Source organism: Streptomyces griseoflavus (genome assembly GCF_014649995.1).
GTDB lineage: Bacteria > Actinomycetota > Actinomycetes > Streptomycetales > Streptomycetaceae > Streptomyces > Streptomyces griseoflavus.
Genome location: NZ_BMUC01000005.1, coordinates 141,119 through 159,978 on the forward strand (window position 1 = coordinate 141,119; position 18,860 = coordinate 159,978).

At 72.2% G+C, this 18,860-nt stretch carries 12 protein-coding genes and 1 pseudogene; 9 read left to right on the forward strand and 4 right to left on the reverse strand.

The window, feature by feature from the left end:
* The first annotated feature begins 249 nt into the window (after positions 1 to 249).
* The 6 genes and pseudogenes from IE172_RS13555 to IE172_RS13575 all read left to right on the forward strand — a co-directional run bounded on the left by IE172_RS13555 (position 250) and on the right by IE172_RS13575 (position 7,684).
* A complete protein-coding gene (locus IE172_RS13555; RefSeq protein WP_190097448.1) occupies positions 250 to 2,295 on the forward strand; it encodes an APC family permease in 2,046 nt (681 codons plus the stop codon).
* Between the two features lie 70 nt (positions 2,296 to 2,365).
* Positions 2,366 to 3,694, forward strand: a complete 1,329-nt coding sequence (locus IE172_RS13560) for a class I SAM-dependent RNA methyltransferase (protein ID WP_190097449.1) — start codon at positions 2,366 to 2,368, stop codon at positions 3,692 to 3,694.
* A gap of 34 nt (positions 3,695 to 3,728) precedes the next feature.
* A pseudogene (locus tag IE172_RS34475) lies at positions 3,729 to 3,965 on the forward strand (ATP-binding protein); the annotation flags it as partial.
* Positions 3,966 to 4,170: 205 nt separating this feature from the next.
* On the forward strand, positions 4,171 to 4,602 hold the full coding sequence (locus IE172_RS13565) for a hypothetical protein (RefSeq protein WP_190097450.1): 432 nt from the start codon (positions 4,171 to 4,173) through the stop codon (positions 4,600 to 4,602).
* A 20-nt stretch (positions 4,603 to 4,622) separates the two neighbouring features.
* Positions 4,623 to 6,956 carry a hypothetical protein gene (locus tag IE172_RS13570; protein ID WP_190097451.1) on the forward strand — a complete coding sequence of 778 codons (2,334 nt, stop codon included), beginning with the start codon at positions 4,623 to 4,625 and terminating at the stop codon, positions 6,954 to 6,956.
* 83 nt (positions 6,957 to 7,039) lie between these two features.
* A complete protein-coding gene (locus IE172_RS13575; RefSeq protein WP_229886007.1) occupies positions 7,040 to 7,684 on the forward strand; it encodes a hypothetical protein in 645 nt (214 codons plus the stop codon).
* Positions 7,685 to 7,791: 107 nt separating this feature from the next.
* Here the strand turns inward: IE172_RS13575 and IE172_RS13580 are convergent, their stop codons facing one another.
* Positions 7,792 to 9,573: a lysyl oxidase family protein gene (locus tag IE172_RS13580; protein ID WP_190097453.1), complete on the reverse strand. Its 1,782-nt coding sequence runs from the start codon at positions 9,571 to 9,573 to the stop codon at positions 7,792 to 7,794.
* 303 nt (positions 9,574 to 9,876) lie between these two features.
* Here IE172_RS13580 and IE172_RS13585 point away from each other — a divergent pair, with 303 nt between their 5' ends.
* Positions 9,877 to 10,335, forward strand: coding sequence for an effector-associated constant component EACC1 (locus IE172_RS13585; RefSeq protein WP_190097454.1), 459 nt, complete (start codon positions 9,877 to 9,879; stop codon positions 10,333 to 10,335).
* 2 nt (positions 10,336 to 10,337) lie between these two features.
* Positions 10,338 to 15,023, forward strand: a complete 4,686-nt coding sequence (locus tag IE172_RS13590) for a caspase, EACC1-associated type (RefSeq protein ID WP_190097455.1) — start codon at positions 10,338 to 10,340, stop codon at positions 15,021 to 15,023.
* Positions 15,024 to 15,064: 41 nt separating this feature from the next.
* On the opposite strand, the gene IE172_RS13595 is transcribed toward IE172_RS13590, so the two are convergent.
* Together IE172_RS13595 and IE172_RS13600 are read right to left on the reverse strand one after the other, a co-directional pair.
* Positions 15,065 to 15,961 (reverse strand): Vgb family protein, encoded by an 897-nt coding sequence (locus IE172_RS13595; protein ID WP_190097456.1) that lies wholly within the window; start codon positions 15,959 to 15,961, stop codon positions 15,065 to 15,067.
* Positions 15,958 to 16,596, reverse strand: coding sequence for a CatB-related O-acetyltransferase (locus tag IE172_RS13600; RefSeq protein ID WP_229886009.1), 639 nt, complete (start codon positions 16,594 to 16,596; stop codon positions 15,958 to 15,960). The genes IE172_RS13595 and IE172_RS13600 overlap by 4 nt, the downstream gene beginning before the upstream one ends.
* Before the next feature lie 269 nt (positions 16,597 to 16,865).
* Here IE172_RS13600 and IE172_RS13605 point away from each other — a divergent pair, with 269 nt between their 5' ends.
* Entirely contained in the window at positions 16,866 to 17,549 is a 684-nt protein-coding gene (locus IE172_RS13605) for a phosphatase PAP2 family protein (RefSeq protein ID WP_229886011.1), read from the forward strand.
* On the opposite strand, the gene IE172_RS13610 is transcribed toward IE172_RS13605, so the two are convergent.
* On the reverse strand, positions 17,533 to 18,858 hold the full coding sequence (locus IE172_RS13610; protein WP_190097459.1) for a glutamate-1-semialdehyde 2,1-aminomutase: 1,326 nt from the start codon (positions 18,856 to 18,858) through the stop codon (positions 17,533 to 17,535). The genes IE172_RS13605 and IE172_RS13610 overlap by 17 nt on opposite strands.
* Positions 18,859 to 18,860 lie beyond the last annotated feature (2 nt).

The window sequence follows — 18,860 nt, forward strand, 5'->3', positions numbered from 1 at the left end:
CGGTGAGGACGCCGAGGACGACGAGCGCCGCCGCGGCGCCGATCAGTTCTGCGGTCGTGTGCATGGGACCTCCACGAGGAGCGGCGCCTGCGGCCGGGCTAGTCATATAGGCATGGAACTCCCGCGACCTGCGGAATCCGCACCCCGGTCCCCGGCGAATTCACCCGGTGGGCCGAGGCCGTATGGACGCCGTATGGATTGGGGTGGCGAGTGGGTCACCCCCTGGCCGACGGCCTACGATCCACTCTTGTGTCCAAACTGACCGACGTGCCCAAACGCATCCTCATCGGGCGCGCACTCCGCAGCGACCGGCTCGGGGAAACGCTTCTGCCGAAGCGCGTCGCACTGCCCGTCTTCGCCTCCGACCCGCTGTCCTCCGTGGCCTACGCCCCCGGCGAGGTGCTGCTGGTCCTGTCCATCGCGGGCCTGTCGGCGTACCACTTCAGCCCCTGGATCGCCGTGGCGGTCGTCGTGCTGATGTTCACCGTGGTCGCCTCCTACCGGCAGAACGTGCACGCCTACCCCAACGGTGGCGGCGGCTACGAAGTGGTGACCACCAACCTCGGCCCCAGGGCCGGCCGGACCGTCGCGAGTGCCCTGCTGGTCGACTACGTCCTCACCGTCGCCGTGTCGATCTCCGCCGGTGTGGAGAACCTGGGCTCGGCGATCCCGTTCGTCGTCGAGAACAAGGTGGCCTGCGCCATCGCCGTGATCGTGCTGCTGACGCTGATGAACCTGCGCGGCGTGCGGGAATCGGGCACTCTCTTCGCCATCCCGACGTACATCTTCGTCACCGGCGTCTTCACCATGATCGCGTGGGGCGCGTTCCGCGGCCTGGTGCTCGGCGACGAGATGCGGGCCCCGACCGCGGACTTCGAGATCAAACCCGAACACCCCGGCCTGGCGGGCTTCGCCCTGTTCTTCCTCCTGCTGCGCGCCTTCTCCTCCGGCTGTGCCGCGCTCACCGGCGTCGAGGCGATCTCCAACGGTGTCCCGGCCTTCCGCAAGCCCAAGTCCAAGAACGCGGCGACCACGCTCGCGCTGATGGGCCTGCTCGCCGTCACCATGTTCTGCGGCATCATCGCCCTGGCCGGCGCCACCCGGGTGCGCATGGCCGAGAACCCGGCCACCGATCTCTTCGACAACGGCGTACCGCTCGGTCCGGACTACGTACAGCACCCGGTGATCTCGCAGGTGGCCGAAGCCGTCTTCGGCCACGGCAGCCTGCTGTTCCTCCTCCTTGCCGCCGCCACCGCGCTGGTGCTGTTCCTCGCCGCGAACACCGCCTACAACGGCTTCCCGCTCCTCGGCTCGATCCTCGCCCAGGACCGCTACCTCCCCCGCCAGCTCCACACCCGCGGCGACCGGCTCGCCTTCTCCAACGGCATCCTGCTGCTCGCCGGCGCCGCCGCGCTGCTGGTGTGGGCGTACGGCGCCAGCACCACCCGTCTGATCCAGCTCTACATCGTCGGCGTGTTCGTGTCCTTCACGCTCAGCCAGATCGGCATGGTCCGGCACTGGAACCGCCTGCTGACCACCGAGAAGGATCAGGCCAAGCGCCGTCACATGATCCGCTCCCGGGCCATCAACACCTTCGGCGCCTTCTTCACCGGCGTGGTCCTGATCGTCGTGCTGGTCTCCAAGTTCACCCACGGAGCATGGGTGGCGCTGCTCGGCATGTGCGTCTTCTTCGTGACGATGACGTTGATCCGCCGGCACTACGACCGCGTCGCCGAGGAGGTCGCCGCACCGGAGGAGCCGAGCGACGACATGGTGCGCCCCTCCCGGGTCCACTCGGTCGTCCTGGTTTCCAGGATCCACCGCCCGACCCTGCGGGCCCTCGCCTACGCCAAGCTGATGCGCTCGGACAGCCTCGAGGCGCTCAGCGTCAACGTCGACGCGGCGGAGACCCGGGCGCTGCACGAGGAATGGGAGCGGCGCGGCATCGAGGTGCCCCTGAAGGTGCTGGACTCCCCCTACCGCGAGGTCACGCGGCCGGTCATCGAGTACGTCAAGAACCTGCGCAGGGAGTCGCCGCGGGACGTGGTGTCCGTGTTCATCCCCGAATACGTGGTCGGCCACTGGTACGAGCAGCTGCTGCACAACCAGAGCGCGCTGCGGCTCAAGGGCCGGCTGCTGTTCACACCCGGCGTGATGGTGACCTCGGTGCCGTACCAGCTGGAGTCCTCCGAGGCCGCGAAGAAGCGGGCCCGCAAGCGGGCGGACTGGGCCGCGCCCGGATCCGTGCGCCGCGGCCCGAAGGAGCGGGCGAAGGACTCCTCCCGGCACACGTAGACTGGTGGGCTGTTGTTGTCCCGGGCCCTGAGGGGTCCGCCCGTTCCCGATGTTGTGGAGTCACCCCGCCATGCAGGCAGAACCGAGGAAATCACTGGTGGGGGAGGAGTACGAGGTCGAGGTCGGCCCCGTCGCCCACGGCGGCCACTGCATCGCCCGCACCTCCGAGGGCCAGGTCCTCTTCGTCCGGCACGCCCTGCCCGGCGAACGGGTCGTCGCCCAGGTCACCGAGGGCGAGCAGGGGGCCCGCTTCCTGCGCGCGGACGCGGTACGGGTGCTGGACGCCTCCAAGGACCGCATCGACGCCCCCTGCCCCTTCGCCGGCCCCGGCCGCTGCGGCGGCTGCGACTGGCAGCACGCCAAGCCCGGCGCCCAGCGGCGCCTCAAGGGCGAGGTCGTCGCCGAGCAGCTCCAGCGCCTCGCCGGGCTCACCCCGGAGGAGGCCGGCTGGGACGGCACCGTGATGCCGGCCGAGGGCGACAAGGTCCCCGCCGGTCAGGTCCCGGCGTGGCGCACGCGCGTGCAGTACGCCGTCACCGCCGACGGCCGGGCAGGACTGCGCCGGCACCGCTCGCACGAGGTCGAGGCGATCGACCACTGCATGATCGCCGCTGAGGGCGTCAGCGAGCTGGGCATCGAGAAGCGGGACTGGACGGGCATGGACTCCGTCGAGGCGATCGCCGCGACCGGCTCCCAGGACCGCCAGGTCGTCCTCACCCCCAAGCCCGGCGCCCGGCTCCCCCTGGTCGAGCTGGACCGCCCCGTGTCGGTCATGCGCGTCGACGAGCGCTCCGGTCAGCTGCACCGCGTCCACGGCCGCCCCTTCGTCCGCGAACGCGCCGACGGCCGCACCCACCGCGTCGCCGGCGGCGGCTTCTGGCAGGTCCACCCGAAGGCCGCCGACACCCTCGTCACCGCCGTCATGCAGGGCCTGCTGCCCCGCAAGGGCGACATGGCCCTCGACCTCTACTGCGGCGTCGGCCTGTTCGCCGGCGCCCTGGCCGACCGCGTCGGTGAGGCGGGCGCGGTCCTCGGCATCGAGTCCGGCAAGCGCGCCGTCGAGGACGCCCGCCACAACCTGGCGGACTTCCCCCGCGTCCGCATCGAACAGGGCAAGGTCGACTCCGTCCTGCCCCGCACCGGCATCAGCGAGGTCGACCTCGTCGTCCTCGACCCGCCGCGCTCCGGCGCCGGCCGCAAGACCGTCGAGCACCTGTCGTCCCTCGGCGCCCGCCGCATCGCCTACGTCGCCTGCGACCCGGCGGCACTGGCCCGGGACCTGGCGTACTTCCGGGACGGCGGGTACCGGGTGCGGACGCTGCGGGTGTTCGACCTGTTTCCCATGACGCATCACGTGGAGTGCGTGGCGATCCTGGAGCCGGCCGGCAAGGGCGCCTGACCTGCGGTTCAGCAGGAGTGCCGGGGGTCTCGACGAGGTCGACGTCATCGCCGCGGCCCTGGGCGAGCGCCCGCGGGCCCCCCGTGCCCGGATCGCCCTCCTCGGCGAGGCCAGGGCCACGGTCGCCCGCCGCGGCACCGGCGACCTGCAACGCCTGGAGCACATCCGCACCCTGCTCACCGGCCAGGGCCACGACACCACGGGCACCACTCTCGCCCTGTTCTCCCCGCACTGGTTCCACCCGGACCCGGTCGGGGCCGCGGCCGGCCGTGCCCGCGCACGACCGTGGCGCGCCGCAGGGTGCCTGTGGCGCAGTCCCTCGCCTTCGGGTGATGTCGATGCCGGGACCGCCGGTGGGCGCGGCGAGGCAACCACCACCGCCCCACGTGCGGGTGACGACGCAGGCGACAGGTGAACGGGCCGGTGGCGGCGCGAGTATGGTGAGTGGCCTGTCCGGATGGGTCTGGGGGAGTTCGATGTCGTTCGAGCGGGAGTGGTGGGAACTGCGTGCGGCGGCGGTCGAGCGGACCGCCGTACGGATCAACAGCACTCCGGCCGACGGTGGCAGAGGCGGGGGCGGCGGAAAGGACCTGGTGGTCAGCCGGGACGACCTCGGCGCCATCGGCAGTGACGCCTACGACCTGTTGGGCCGGCTGACGAAGGAGGGCGACATCGCCCGTCCCGCCACGTTCGACGCGGCGACGGCACTGACCAACGGGAACTTCGTGAGCGGTTCGGCCGTGCTGAAGGTGCATGACTTCTGGGGGACCCACCTGAAGACGCTGCTGGACGCCTGCGCGCAGATCTCGAACCACCTCGATTACAGCAAGGCCCAGCACGACAAGAACGAGGCGAGGATCGAGGGAGAGCTGACGCGGATCTCCCTGCTCACCGACTACATGAGCTAGGGCTCGGGGGAGCGCTCGGCATGCTGAAGTACGAGGACGTGATCGACGCCCCGGTGGCGAAGCTGAAGGCCGCCGTCGACGACTGGTCGGAGATGGCGGGGAAGCTGGACAAGCTCGCCACCGAGGCCGCCGACGGGATGAAGGCCAAGGCGGACCGCGCGGACTGGGAAGGCGTCAACGCCGGCGTCACCAAGGCGTTCATCGGCAGGACGGCCAAGGAGTTCGCGGACGCCGCGGCCGAGGCCAAGGGTGTGAAGCGGATCCTGGAAGAGGGCTACGCGGCCATCAAGAAGGCCAGGGACGACCTGATCGACATCCGGGACCACGAGGGGCCCGCGGCCGGCATCCGCGTGGACGGCAACGGCAAGGTCGTGGCACGGCACCCGTTGTCCGAGAACGAGGCGGCGTTGCTCGACCCCGACCACAACGAGATGGTGCGGAAGGAGAAGCGGAACATCGAGTCGTGGCAGAAGCGCATCGACATCATTGTCGACAACTGCAACGACACCGACCTAGCCCTCAAGAACACGCTCGAGGCCAACGTCACCGACCGCAAGGACTTCAGCGCCCCGACGTACACGAAACTGGACCAGGAGGAGGCCGCCCGCGCCGCCGCCCTCGCGGCCAAGGGGCGGGACCTCACACACGCCGAGCTTCAGCAGCTCAACGACCTGCTGAAGGACAACAGTTCGTCGGCGGAGTTCTCCAAGGGTTTCTACGAGAAGCTCGGCCCCGAGAAGTCGCTGGCGTTCTTCGGCCGGCTCTCCACGGACACGTACGAGTTCGGCAAGGTCGACCAGGAGCGGCTCAAGGACGTCCAGGAACTCCAGCGGAACCTGGGCCTCACGTTGGGTACCGCCTCCCACGACAAGGAGTTCACCGACCGGTGGGGACCGGAGCTCCGCAGACTGGGTACGGAGCACGTTCCGCTGGCCGAGCACGAACGCGGCGGGCCGTTCGGATACCAGCTGCTCGGCGGCATCATGCGGTACGGGAACTACGACGCGGAGTTCCTCAACCCGATCGCCGAACACGTGGCGCAGCTGCACCAGAAGGACCCCGACATGTTCGCCGGCAACAGGGTGGGGAAGAACCCGTTCAACCCCTCCGGCGTGAACGGGGCCGGCTACGACCCGGCCACCGCCATGCTGGAAGCGCTCGGCAACAGCCCGGAAGCGGCGAAGAAGTTCTTCGCCGACCCCCCGACCGCGTACAACGAGGACGGCACGGTCCACCACGGCGCCACGGCCGACCTCGGCAAGAACAAGTACGGCGAGGCGATCGACAACTACCTCGACTTCTTCGGCAACGAGAAGTGGGAGTCCTTCTCCGACATCAACGCGCTGGACCAGAAGGAGATCACGGCGTCGCACGGCTACATGCCCGACGCCCTCGGCCACGCCCTGGAGGCGGCGACCCTCGGCCATCCGGCCGGGCATCCGGACGCCGGCGTGGTGCGGGACGCGGACAACGCCGCGGTCATGCAGAAGGTCATGGAGAAGTACGGTGCGGAACCGGAGCTGCTCAAGAAGCACGAGGTGATGGCCGACAGCCTGGGCGTCATGGGCGCCGGCTACATCGACGACATCAACTGGGCGCTGGCCAAGAACGAACCGGGAAGCGTGTTCGCGCCGGGCAGGAACCCGGACGGACACGTCGACTTCGCGTACACCGCGGACGGGAACGGGCGAAGTGCCGTCCGGGGCTTCCTCAGCACCCTGGGACAACACCCGGACGCCTACGCGACGGTGTCGGCCGCGGAACAGGTCTACACCCGCAGCGTCCTCGAAGGGACAGTGGGCCCGGACGGAACGATCAGCCAGGGCGCTGCCAGGGCGACCGTGCGGGTGGGCGCCGAGGTGCAGGGCATGCTCGACCAGTCCCGGGCCGACCAGGTCGAAGCGACGAACCTCAAGACCCACGAGGAGTACGCGGCCGCGGTCGCCGCGCGGGCGGGCTGGATCGAGTTCGGGGCCACGGCGGGCATCGCGGCGGGCGTCGCCTTCCTGCCCGCGACCGCGGCCGTGGGCACGGCCGCGGTGCTCGTCCCCTTGGCGACCGACACCGCCAGCGGCGCCGCCGAACAGGTCATCGGCCAGATGATCGGCGACATCTCCGGCAACTCGGTGGATGAGCACAAGGAGAAGATGGAAGACCTCACCGACGAGGAGAGGAAGAAGATCTACACCGCCGGTGAGAGCATGGTCGAGGCCCCGAAGGACGCGTTCCTGCAGCATCATGATGTGGGCGAGGACGACGAATTCAGACAGGAACTGTACGAATCGATGCTGATCGGCTACGGAGTTGGCAACGATAGGCAGAGGCAGCAGGGCAACGCCCCGGAGACCGACTGAGACCAGTGGACGGCCGAGGACGCAAGAGGACGCGGACAGTGATCAATCGGAGGTCGGTACGCGGGGGATTACTCGCCGCGGTCGTGGCCGGCTCGTTGTTCTTCGGAGCCACGGGTTGTGGAGGGGACGGAGAGGCGGACGGAACTCCGAAGACTCCCAAGGACTACAAGGTCGTCGGCGGGACGCAACTGTGTGGTGGCGGGGTGGTGACCGCAGACGCGTCCAAAGCCCTGAAGGTGATCACGGGGACGTCGCGGTTCGAGGCGTCGGCGGAGGAGTACACGGTCGAACAGGCCGCTGCGGACCTGGTCGAGGCGTTCCCAGTTCCCACCGTCGGTAGAAAGGACGTCTGCCGTGTGTACACACCCATCGGCACTCCGGATTTCGACCTCAGAATCACCTGGAGTCTGGAAGACGGTGCCCCAACGGGAGTCCCGGCACCGGAATTCACCAAGGTGAAGATGGGGGAGCGGTCCGTGACGGCGGCGGACAAGGCGTACGTCTTCTTCGCATGCCGCAGCGAGAAGCTGCTCAACGCGTCCAGTGTGGCCCACATCGTCATCGGCGTGCAGCATTGGGCCGTGCCGACGGAGCCCGAGGGTGACGTCGGGGCGTTGAAGGACGCCTACGCGACCGTGGCTCACTCCGTCTCGCTGGCCATGGCCAAGGAGTTGGGCTGCGAGGATGACGGCGGGCTCCCCGCACAGCCCGTGCTGGATCCCGCGTAGCCGCGGCACCCGGCCACGCCCGTCCGGTGAACGGGTGGCGACCTGACGCGGCCCGCTCCGGCAGGGGCGGCCGCTCACGCGGGGCCGCCCCTGCCGTCACGGACGGGTCAGTTGGCGTCCACCAGGTGGTGCGGGGGGACCGTCACCGTGCGGGCGCCCTTCTCGCCGCCCAGGACCACCTCCCGCAGCGCGCTGTTGTTGCTGTGGTCGGTCTCCTTGAGCCGGTTCTCCGGGTTGGCGAGGACCTGGATGTAGTACGTGCCGTTCGGCAGGTCCGTGATGTCGAAGGACTGGCCGGGCAGGTCCTGGGTGTAGGTGTCACCGGAGCCGACGTCGAGCACCTCGCGGACGGAGATGGAGTTCTCGTAGCCGCACGCGGTGGACAGGTCCGTGTTGCCCGGGTGCCAGGCGGCGTTCTTCACCGTGTAGTCGACGGCGTCGGTGTTGGCCAGGCAGAACGCCTCCTTGCCGCTGCGCACCGTCTCCTTCTGGTCGGCCGTCAGCAGCCGGTAGCTGGCGAAGTCCAGGAAGTGCCAGTGTTCGTGGCCGGGACGCGGGTCCCACTCCATGCCGCCGGTCGGGGTGTACCCGACCTGCTTGCCGTCGGCGTCGTAGAAGTACTGGTAGGCGTCCATCACTTCCTTGCCCGGGGAGCGGAAGCCGTCCACGACGAGCTTGGCCGGGCCCGCGTTCCACACGTTGGCGCTGAAGGCGAGGTAGTCCTTGCCGGGCACCTCCTCGTAGCCGTCGCTGACGGTGATGCCGTAGGCGGGCAGCGAGCGCAGGTCGGGCTTCGGGACGTCAGGCACCGACGCCTTGCCGGTGGGCCGCTTCGCGTTGGGCTGGGCGCCCGGCGCCTGACGCGAACCGTCGGTCTGCCCGGGACCGTCGCCCGTCTCGGCGGCGGCGACGGCCTGGCGCCCCAGGGACTTCCTCTTCAACGCCCACGGCAGGGCGGGCGGAGCCGACGGGTAGGGGCCGTGGCCGGCGTTGTACGAGGGGCCGGCGCCGCTCGTCACGGCGCCGGGGGCCGGGGTGTTCGCGGCGGCCCCGTGCTGTGCGTGCGCTCCGTGCCCCGCGTGCGCGCCGTCCTTCGCGGGCGCCCCGTGCTGCGCGTGGGCGTCGTGCCCGGAGGCGGCGGTCCTCGCCGAGCTGCGGGAGGCCGAGTTCGAGGAGTCCTCCCAGCTGCGCTCGCGTACGACGACCTTGACGGTCTGCGGCTGGTCGGCGATGCCGAAGAGGTCGCGGTACTTCTCGGACACGTTGATCTCGGCGGTGTAGGTGCCGGGGTCTAGCTGGATCGGCGCGGTGTAGTACGCGGAGTAGGTGTTGGACGCCCAGCCGTTCTCGACGCCCCACACCGAGCCGAGGGTGAAGGGGTTCGTCGGGCAGCTCTCCGGATACTTCGAGTTGGCGGGGGCGTCCGGCCGGACCCGTCCGGAGGCGTTGTTGGGGCAGAACGCCTCGGTCCTCTCCAGCACCTTCGCGCCGGCCGCGTCGGTGAGGGTGATCCGTGTGAAGTCCGGCAGTCCGGCGAAGTCCTTCACGAGTCCGGCGGGGAGCGTCTTGGTCCGGGTCTTCTTCCCGTCCCGGAGGATCTGCTGGGCGACGACCGGGTCCTTGTAGGACTTGCGGGTCACCTTGAGTTCGAAGGCGCCGTTCTCGGAGGTGAGGTACGTACCGAGGTCGAGGTAGACCCCGGGGTCCTCCTTCCACGAGTCGAGCGTGACCGAGGTGGACGCGGCGATCAGGTTGAGTTTCGGCGTCGGCTCCGCGGTCTTCGCGTCGGGCGCGGCGGCGACGACGCCCGCGGTCACGGCGATGGCCGCGGCGGCTGCGAGGGAGGGGCGGGTCAGGCGGCTGGTGCGGCTCTGCTGGAGTCTGGTCATCAGTCCTCGTGCTTCCGGCTGTGGAGTGCGTTGTGGAACCTGGATGAGCAGTGCGGCCCGAACTGGCTTGTGGGGCTGCTGTGTTCGGAACGTGAGAGGGGGCCGGGCACCCTCCGGGTTGGCTCCGCTCACCCGGTTGGCCGCAGTTGTCCGAAAAGCGCTCACCGGCAGCCGGACTCGTCGTACGGCGAAACCGGCAGTGGAGCAGGCCGTCGTGGCCGCGTTGCCGCGGTTGCCAACTCCGTTCCCTGCGTTCAGAGTTGGTGTCACTTGTGCCGTCGTGGGGTCGGAAGGGCAGCGGAGATGAGAGTGACACTGGCCGTCGCGTCCGGGGACGGTGACGAGGCCGGAGCGTCCGAGGACCTGTATGAGTGGCTCCGCCAGGACCCGGACGTGCGACCGTTCGTGCGCCGGGAGGTTCCCGCGGCACCGGAGGACGGTGCCATGGGGGCGCTGGGGGAACTGGTGTCGCTGCTGCTCGCCCCCGGAGGCCCGACCGCCGCCGTGGGGGCGGCCGTGGTGGTGTGGTTGCAGGGGCGCCGGGGGAACCAGACGGTGACGCTCACCCTGCCGGACGGCACGCAGGTCGTGGTCTCCTCGGAAAAGGTGCGCGGTCTGACCGCGGAAGGCGCCAGTGAGCTGGCCGAGCGGGTCGCCGCCGCGCTCCAGCAGGAGCGGCAGGAGGGGCGGCCCGGGAGCCGGGCGGCCGACGGTGACGGGCCGCGCGCCGCGGAGGGCGGATCGTCGGGAGCGGCGGGCTGACGATGGCTTCGGGGGAGGCTCCGCACGGAGCGGCGGGGACGGATCTGGCCGCGCCGGGCTGCCACGCACTGGTGGTCGGCACGGGCACCCACCCGGGGCCGCACCTGCCCGGCCTGCCCTCCGCCCTCCGGTCGGCGCGGGACGTGGCCGAGGTGCTGAGCACGGTGTGCGGCATGGGCGAGCGGGTCACCCTGCTCACCGACCCGGACTCGCCGAGCGAGGTGCTGGAGGCGCTGGCCACGGTGATTCGCCTGGCCGAACCCACCGAGGAGCGTCACACACGCGGGACCGTCCTGCTGTACTTCGTCGGGCACGGGCTCCGCGGTCCCGGCCGGCGGCTCTACCTGGCCACCGCGAGCACCAAGTCCCAGACGGACCTCGCGCACTCCGTCCCCTATGCGGAGGCCGAGCGATACCTGAGCGACGCCGCCGCCGACCCGGTCGTGATCCTCGACTGCTGTTTCGCGGGGAACGCCCGGGAGCCGGGACGGCCGACGGCCGCGGACTCCTTCGCCGCGGCCCGGCCCGCCGGCAGCTACCTGCTCGCCTCGGCGATGCGTGACACCCTGGCGTACGCCCCGCGCGACGCGGAACACACCCTTTTCAGTGGCCGGTTGATCGAGCTGCTGCGGGAGGGGGACGCGGCCGGCCCGAAGCGGCTGACCCTGGGTGGTGTCTACCGGCTGCTCGACCAGCGGCTCCAGGGCGGCGCCGGCCGGCCCTACGGGGGCGGCACCGCCCGCATGAGCGAGCTGGCCCTCGCCGTCAACCGGCGGTACGAGCCGCGGACCGAGGAACCGGCGTCCGCCGTCGCGGATCCGGACGCCGTCTGCCCGTACCCCGGCATCGTCCCCTTCCTCCCGGAACAGCACCGGCTCTTCTTCGGCCGGGAAGGACTGACCCGGGAGCTGCTGGACCGTGTCGGGCGGGCACGGCCCGGCGAGCCGGTGGTCCTGGTCGGACCCTCGGGCGTCGGCAAGTCCTCCCTGCTGCGGGCAGGGCTCGCCGTGAGCGCCGAGGACGCGGGGCTCGGGCCCGTACGACTGGTGTCCGCCCCGGGTGAGCGGCCCTTCCGCAGGCTCGCCGAGACGTGGGCGGCGGCGGTCGACAGGGCCGCGTCGGAGGTGGTGCGGGACCTGGAACGGGGCCGCTGGAGCGAGCCGCCGCGGACGGGCCCCGGGAGCGGGCGGGCGCCGGGTCTCCTCGTCGTCGACCAACTGGAGGAGTACTTCACGCTCTGCTCCGACGAGGCCGAGCGCGACCGGTTCGCCGCCGCCCTCACCGCCGGGGGAGCTTCCGGGCCCCGCCTCGTCCTGGCCCTGCGTGCCGACTTCTACGGCGACGCCCTGAGCGACCCGCGCCTGGCGCCGCTCGTACGACCCGGCCACTTCGCCGTCCCCGCCCTGACCGACGCCGAGGTGGAGGCCGCGATCGTGGGCCCGGCCCGGTACGCGGGCCTGCGGTGGGAGGAGGGCGTACCGCGGCTCCTGCGGCGCGACGTGAACGAGGAACGGCGCGGCACGGGCGACGCGGCGGCGCTTCCCTTCCTCTCCTACGCACTCCCCGAGATCTGGCTGCGGCGCCGGGGGACGACGCTGACGTACGCCGGGTACGCCGCCGCCGGAGGCATCCGGGGCGCGGTCGCCACGGCCGCCGAACGCATCCACGACTCCCTGGACGACTCCGGCCGCACGGCACTGCGGACGCTCCTGCTGTCCATGGTCCACGTCGTCGACGGTGAGGGGCGGCTGGTCCGCCGCCGGGCGCTGCCGGCGGAACTGGCCGGGAGCGAGGACCTGCTGCGCCGGCTGGCGGACGCGCGCCTGGTCGTCGTGGACGAGGAGGGCGGGGCCCAACTGGGCCACGACGCGCTGCTGCACGCCTGGGCGAGGCTGCGCGGCTGGATCGACGAGGTACGGGACGACCTGCTGAGGCTGCGCCGGCTGACAGCGGCGGCGGAGACCTGGGCCGAGGCGGGGCGCAGGCCGAGCGGCCTCTACGCGGGCGACGCGCTGGCGGAGGCGCGGAAGCTCACCGGGGCGCACACCGTGCGGACCGGTGCGGTGCTCGCCGCCGGCCCGGCCGACGTGGCGGACACGCCGGCCGTCCGGGTGCCGGTCCCGCCCGTGGTGCGGGACTTCGTCGCCGCCGGTGAACTCGCGCAACGCCGGCGGCGCCTCGTCACCCGGGCGTGGATCGCCTCGCTCTCCGCGCTCGCCCTGGTGGCGATGTCCCTCTTCGGGTGGGCGTTCCACGAGAACGGGCAGGCGGCGAGCCGGGAGCGGGGACTGATCGCCAGGGAACTGGCCGCGAAGGCCGACGTCCTGCGCGAGCGTGACCCGCGGACCGCGCTCGCCATCGCCCTGGCGGCCTACCGTACGGCACGGACGCCCGCGACCCGCTCCAGTCTGTACGCGGCGTCGATGACCGTCACACCGGTGCACCTCGTGCCCGGTGAACCGCACCGCATGCCCGTCCTGAACGTCGCCTACAGCCCCGACGGCAAGGTCCTGGCCGGCAGTCACCGGGCAGACGGGGAGGCCGGTGCCCGCATCCAGCTCTGGGACGTGTCCGTGCCGTCGCGGCCCGCCGAAGCGGGCCGGGTGAGCATGCGGAGCAGCGCAGCCGTCGCCTACCACCCGCGCTCACGGATCCTCGCCGCACAGTCCGCCGACGAACTGAGGCTGTGGGACACCACGGATCCGCGAGAACCGCGGAGTCTGGCGAACGTGCCACTGGACCCACGGGCGACGTTCACGCTGGCCTTCAGCGGGGACGGCCGCACCCTCGCGGCCGGGAGCGAGGGAGGACTGCTGCGGCTGTGGGACGTGACCGACCCCGCCCGGCCCGCTCTGCGCGCCCAGCGGACGGTCGCCGGTGCGCCGCTGATCTCCCTCGCCTTCACGCGCGACGGCGCGCATCTGGTCACCGGCCACGGCATCCGGGCCGGGGATGAGGACGGGACCGAGGACGGGACCGAGGACGGGAACGGGGACGAGGACGGGGCCACGGGGACGGGCGGCGGGCCCGCGCAGGTCCGGCTCTGGGACCTCACCGACCCGGACCGGCCCGTGCCGCGGGACACGGAGGAGACCGAGACGGTCATGGCGGTGGCCGCCGCCCCCGACCGCGACCTGGTCGTCGCCGCCGGTGCGGCGGGGAGGACCGTCTGGTGGGAGGTGGTGGACGGACGGGAACTGCGGCCCGTGGCGGACGACGACCGGAACACCTGGGGCACGGAGTACGAGGGCATGCCGTCCCTGGCCTTCAGCGCGGACGGCCGGTACCTGGCCGGGGCGGACCGCGGAGCCGGTGTCCTGCGGGCCGAACCCCCGGCGGAGGTGTCGGACCTGACGGCGCCCCTCCCCTCGCTGAACCTGCCGACGGGCCGGCCGTCCCAGTCGGTGGCGTTCAGCCCGGACAGCCGGTACCTGGCGGCAGGCGAGGTGGGCGGAGGGATACGGGTGTGGCCCGACCGGCCGTGGACACCGGCGATCACCGGGAGGGTGGACGACGGACACCGGACGGGCACCGGCCCGTTCAGCGCCGACGGCAGCCTGGTCCTCGCCACGCAGAGCACCGGGGGACAGTCCACGACGAAGGTGTGGGACGTCAGCGACCTCGAGTCGCCCGAGGTGCGGTACACGCTGCCGCGAGGCTGGGAGGCGAAGTTCTTCCTGACCCGGCGTGAGGAGACGGTGTTCCTCGGCCATCACTGGACCGAAGGACTGGAGCACACCCTGGCACTCTGGGAGGTGACCCCCGGCGGCGCCGTGCGGAAGGGGGCCGGCATCCGGTTCACCGCCGACATGCCGAGCATCACCGTGAGCCCCGACGGAACACTCCTCGCCGTGGGCTCGCACGAGGAACCCGGGACCGCGATCTGGGACATCCGCGATCCTGACCGGCCCGTGCGCCGGGGCGCCGTCCCCGTACGGTCGAGCGGCGCGCTCTTCGGTTCGGGAACGCTGTGGTTCGCCGGACAGGATGCGCTGGTGACCGTCGAGGAGGAGGAACACCTGAGGTTCTGGGACCTCTCCGACCCGTCCCGCCCCCGCAAGGGCGGCCGCATCGAAGGGGCGGCGGCGATGGACGGCGCGATGTATGTCGACACCCCTCAGCTGCTCCTCACGGAGACGGTCGGGGACCGGGTCCGGCTCTGGGACCTGTCCCGGCCCGCCCGTCCCGTCGAGGGCGGGACGCTGCCGGCCGCACCCGGCGGCTACTTCCCCACGGGAGGCGACGAGTTGGCGGCGGCCTCGGCCGACGGAAGCCTCGAGTTCTGGGACGTCTCCGATCCCGGGCGGCCCGAGAAGACCCGCCAGGACCTGCTCTTCGACCGTGCGGTCCGCTCGATCGGCATGACGGCCGACGGCCGGCACGCGGTGACCAGCGAGCCGTACCGCCTCTGGTCCGTCCGGGAGGACGGGCGGTGGGAGACACCCGAACTCTTCACCCTGGAGCACGCGGACGCGGTACGCGTACCGCCGGCCCGGGACGACGGCCCCCGGTGGCTGGCCGTCACCGACCGCGAGGCGCCCGGCCTGCTGTCGGAGCGGACCTACGTACTCGACCTCGACACGGACCGCCTCTACCGGGCCCTGTGCGCGGCCCATCCCGCGAGCATCCCCGAGGACCGGTGGGAGCAGCTCTTCCCGCACCTCACGCACCGGGCGTCCTGCGACTGACCACCGGCGCCCGACCCCTTTCTCGGTGGTGGGCGGAGTGCTCACCGGGAGGCGGCGGCTGCCGGGGTGATGCGGGCGAGGGAACCGGTCTCCAGTGCCGCCCACATGGCGCCGTCGGGGCCGGGGGTGATGCCGTGCGGTTCCGAGCCCGGGGTGGGCAGGTCGTGCACCGCGATCACGCCTGCGGTGGTGATCGAGCCGACGCGGTTGCCGCCCCACTCGGTGAACCACAGGGAGCCGTCGGCGCCCGGGGTGATGGCGTGCGGCCGTCCCGCGCGGTCGGGCAGCGGGAACTCCGTTATCCCGCCCCCGGGGGTGATGCGGCCGATGTGACCGGCGGCGATGGCGACGTACCAGAGGGCACCGTCGGGGCCGGAGGTGATGCCCACCGGTGCGCAGGCCGCGGTGGGCAACGGGTGGAGGGTGACGGTGCCGTCGACCGTGATCCGGCCGACGGCGTCGGCCTGGTTCATGGTGAACCACAGGGCGCCGTCCGGTCCCGCGGTGATCGCGGACGGGAACGCGCCGGTGACCGGGAGCGGGAACTCGGTGACCTCACCGCCGGTGGTGATGCGGCCGATGCGGTCGGCGGTGGTCTCGGTGAACCACAGCGCCCCGTCGGGCCCTGCCGTGATGCCGAACGGTCCGCACCCGGCGGTGGGCAGGGGGTGTTCGGTGACGTCGCCCCCGGTGGTGATGCGGCCGATGCGGTGGGCCCGGTACTCGGTGAACCACAGGGCTCCGTCCGGACCGTCGGTGATGACCGTCGGTCCGCAGTCCGGGTCGAGCCGGTGGCTGTCCGGTTCCCCGCCGGGTACGAGCCGGCCGATCCGGCCACTGTGGACCAGGGTGTACCACAACGCGCCGTCCGGACCGGTGGTGACCGCGTACGGTCCGCCGCCACCCACCGGGTGTTCCTCGATCGACACGTTCGTCATGCCGTCTCCAGTCCGTGGTCGGCGGCGATGCGGGCGACGTCGGCCGGGGTGCCGGCCATGAGGGTGCGGGCGTGTTCCGTGACCAGCTCCGCCGGCCAGTCCCACCAGGCGGCCCTCAGAAGCAGGTCGACGTCGGCGTCGTCGAACCGCTGCCGGATCCGGCGGGCCGGGTTGCCGCCGACGACGGTGTACGGCGGGACGTCCGCGGTGACGACCGCTCCGGCGGCGACGATGGCGCCGTCACCGATGCGTACGCCGGGCATGACGGTGGCGCCGTGGCCGAGCCAGACGTCGTTGCCGACGACGGTGTCGCCCCGGCTGGGCATGCCGGTGACGATGTCGAGGGTCCGCTCGGCCCACTCGCCGCCGAACATGGTGAACGGGAAGGTGGACGAGCCCGTCGTCGGGTGTGCGGCACCGGCCATCAGGAACCGGGTGCCCATGGCGATGGCGCAGTACCTGCCGATGACGAGCCGCTCCGGTCCGTAGGCGTAGAGCACGTTGCGGTGTTCGAAGTCGGTGGCGGCTTCGGGGTCGTCGTAGTACGTGTACTCGCCGACGACGATCTTCGGGGAGCGGACCAGCGGTTTGAGGAACACCACCCTGTCGTGGGCCGGCAGCGGGTGGAGAACCATGGGATCGGGTGTCAACGTCCGGCTCCTGGTGAGGTGGGGTCCGCTCCGTCGTCACCACACTACGGCCGCGCACCGGCGTGCATCATGTGCTTATTTCCGGGCGGCGTCGGTGACGTACGATCGCCTGGCCGGAGCGGGCCCGCGTGCCGGGCCGGCCAAGTCGGGCGGCGTACGGGGGAGTCATGGGCCGCGGCAGGGGATCGGCGGTGGGGGGCGGGGTGTCCGCCCCGGCCGGGGCACCGGACGGCCGAGGCGTGCGTGGGGGCGGGGTGACCGGCCGGCCGGGGCGCGTGCTGCTGCCCCCGCCGCTGCGAGGGCCGTTGGGGTGGGGCGCGGTGCCTGCCGCACTCCTGGTCGCCCTGCTCGGGATGCTGTACGCAGGCGACAGCGAGCCCGGCACGGTGGACGCGCGGGTGTCCGCGGCGGCGGAGGGCGGAGGGCCGTGGTGGCGGAAGGCCGCCCTGGCCGTCGACTTCCTCGGGGAGCCGGCGGGTGCGGCGGTGCTGGTCGGCGCCGCCGTCACCGGCTGTCTGCTGCTCCGGTGGCCTCGCGCGGCGGTGCTGGCCGTGACCGGCGCCGGTCTGGCCGTGGCCGCGACGACGCTGCTCAAGCCATGGGTGGGCCGTACCATCCACGGCGACGACAACCTGTCCTACCCGAGCGGGCACACCGCCTTCCTCACCGCGTTCGCCCTCACCGCGGCGCTGCTCGTGGCCGGCCGGCTCGGCCTCGGCAGGACGGCCGGCACGGCACTGGTGCTGGGCGCCGCCCTGGCCGCCGGCGCCGCCATGGGCTGGGCGCAGGTGACCCTGGGCGCGCACTACCCGACCGACGTCCTCGGCGGCTGGTGCACGGCGTCGGCGGTGACACCGGCGGCCGCACGGCTGGTCGACCGGGTGGCCGACGCCGGTCGGGCGAGACCGTCCCGGCGTCGGGTCACGCCCGGCGCCTGAACACCGGTTTCACCGGGCGTCCGCCCAGCCAGGGCGTCGGGTCGCCCGCGTCGAGGGCCTTGCGGTACACCGCGCACGCCTGGGACACCACGTCGACGGTGTGGTCGATGTCGGCGTCGGTGAGGGCGGCGCTCACCACGAAGGAGGGGGCCAGCACCCCGCCCGCGAGGAGGTGGCGCAGGAACAGGGTGCGGTACTCCTGCGAGGGCCGCCGCCGTTCGTCGAGGGTGGCGAAGACCAGGTTGCTGGCCCGGCCCCGGACGACGACGTGGTCGCCGACGCCCATGCTCGCCGCGGCGTCGCGCACCCCGGTGGCCAGCCGCTCGCCGAGGGCGTGCAGCCGCGCGGTGACGCCCTCCTCGGCGTAGGTGCGCTGCACGGCCATCGCGGCGGCCAGGGAGTGCGTCTCCGCGCCGTGCGTGGTGGAGAGCAGGAACACCCGGTCCCCGGAGTGGCGCAGGCCCCCGAGCTCCATCAGGTCGCGGCGCCCGGCGAGCGCGGAGACGGCGAACCCGTTGCCCAGCGCCTTGCCGAACGTGGAGAGGTCGGGGACGACGCCGTACAGGCCCTGGGCGCCCGCCTCGGACCAGCGGAAACCGGTGATCATCTCGTCGAAGACCAGGACGCAGCCGTGCCGGTCGGCCAGGGCGCGCAGGCCGGCGAGGTAGCCGGGCGGCGGCTCGGTGTGGGTGGCGGGTTCGAGGATCAGGCACGCGACCTCGCCCTCGTACCGGGTGAGCAGTTCCTCCGTGGCGGCCAGGTCGCCGTAGGGGAAGCCCACCGTGAGGTCGGTGGTCGCCGCCGGGATGCCCGCGGACATCGGGGTGGTGCCGATGAACCAGTCGTCGACGGAGAAGAACGGGTGGTCGGCGCAGAGCGCCACCCGGGGGCGGCCGGTGGCGGCGCGGGCCAGACGGACCGCGGCGGTGGTGGCGTCGGAGCCGTTCTTGGCGAACTTCACCATCTCGGCGGTCGGCACGGTGGCCAGGAAGCGTTCCGCGGCCTCGGCCTCCAGGAGGGACGGGCGGACGAAGTTGCCGCCGCGGTCCAGTTCGCGCCGCACCGCGTCGACCACGCGCGGGTGCGCGTGACCGAGACTGACCGAGCGCAGGCCGGAGCCGTACTCGACGTAGCGGTTGCCGTCGACGTCCCACACGTGGGCGCCGCGGCCGTGGCTGATGACCGGGGCCAGGCTCTCGGGGTACTGGTCGTCGCCCTTGGCGTAGGTGTGCGCGCCCCCGGGGATCAGGGCGTGCAGGCGTTCGTTCGCCTCCCGTGAACGGGGCAGGCGGAATTCGGCGGTACTCACGC

Excerpts from the sequence above, each read along its gene's own strand:
- IE172_RS13560 (WP_190097449.1), top strand. The coding sequence starts at position 2,366 with ATGCAGGCAGAACCGAGGAAATCACTGGTGGGGGAGGAGTACGAGGTC.
- IE172_RS13565 (WP_190097450.1), top strand. The coding sequence starts at position 4,171 with ATGTCGTTCGAGCGGGAGTGGTGGGAACTGCGTGCGGCGGCGGTCGAG.
- IE172_RS13570 (WP_190097451.1), top strand. The coding sequence starts at position 4,623 with ATGCTGAAGTACGAGGACGTGATCGACGCCCCGGTGGCGAAGCTGAAG.
- IE172_RS13580 (WP_190097453.1), bottom strand. The coding sequence starts at position 9,573 with ATGACCAGACTCCAGCAGAGCCGCACCAGCCGCCTGACCCGCCCCTCC.
- IE172_RS13585 (WP_190097454.1), top strand. The coding sequence starts at position 9,877 with ATGAGAGTGACACTGGCCGTCGCGTCCGGGGACGGTGACGAGGCCGGA.
- IE172_RS13590 (WP_190097455.1), top strand. The coding sequence starts at position 10,338 with ATGGCTTCGGGGGAGGCTCCGCACGGAGCGGCGGGGACGGATCTGGCC.
- IE172_RS13595 (WP_190097456.1), bottom strand. The coding sequence starts at position 15,961 with ATGACGAACGTGTCGATCGAGGAACACCCGGTGGGTGGCGGCGGACCG.
- IE172_RS13600 (WP_229886009.1), bottom strand. The coding sequence starts at position 16,596 with ATGGTTCTCCACCCGCTGCCGGCCCACGACAGGGTGGTGTTCCTCAAA.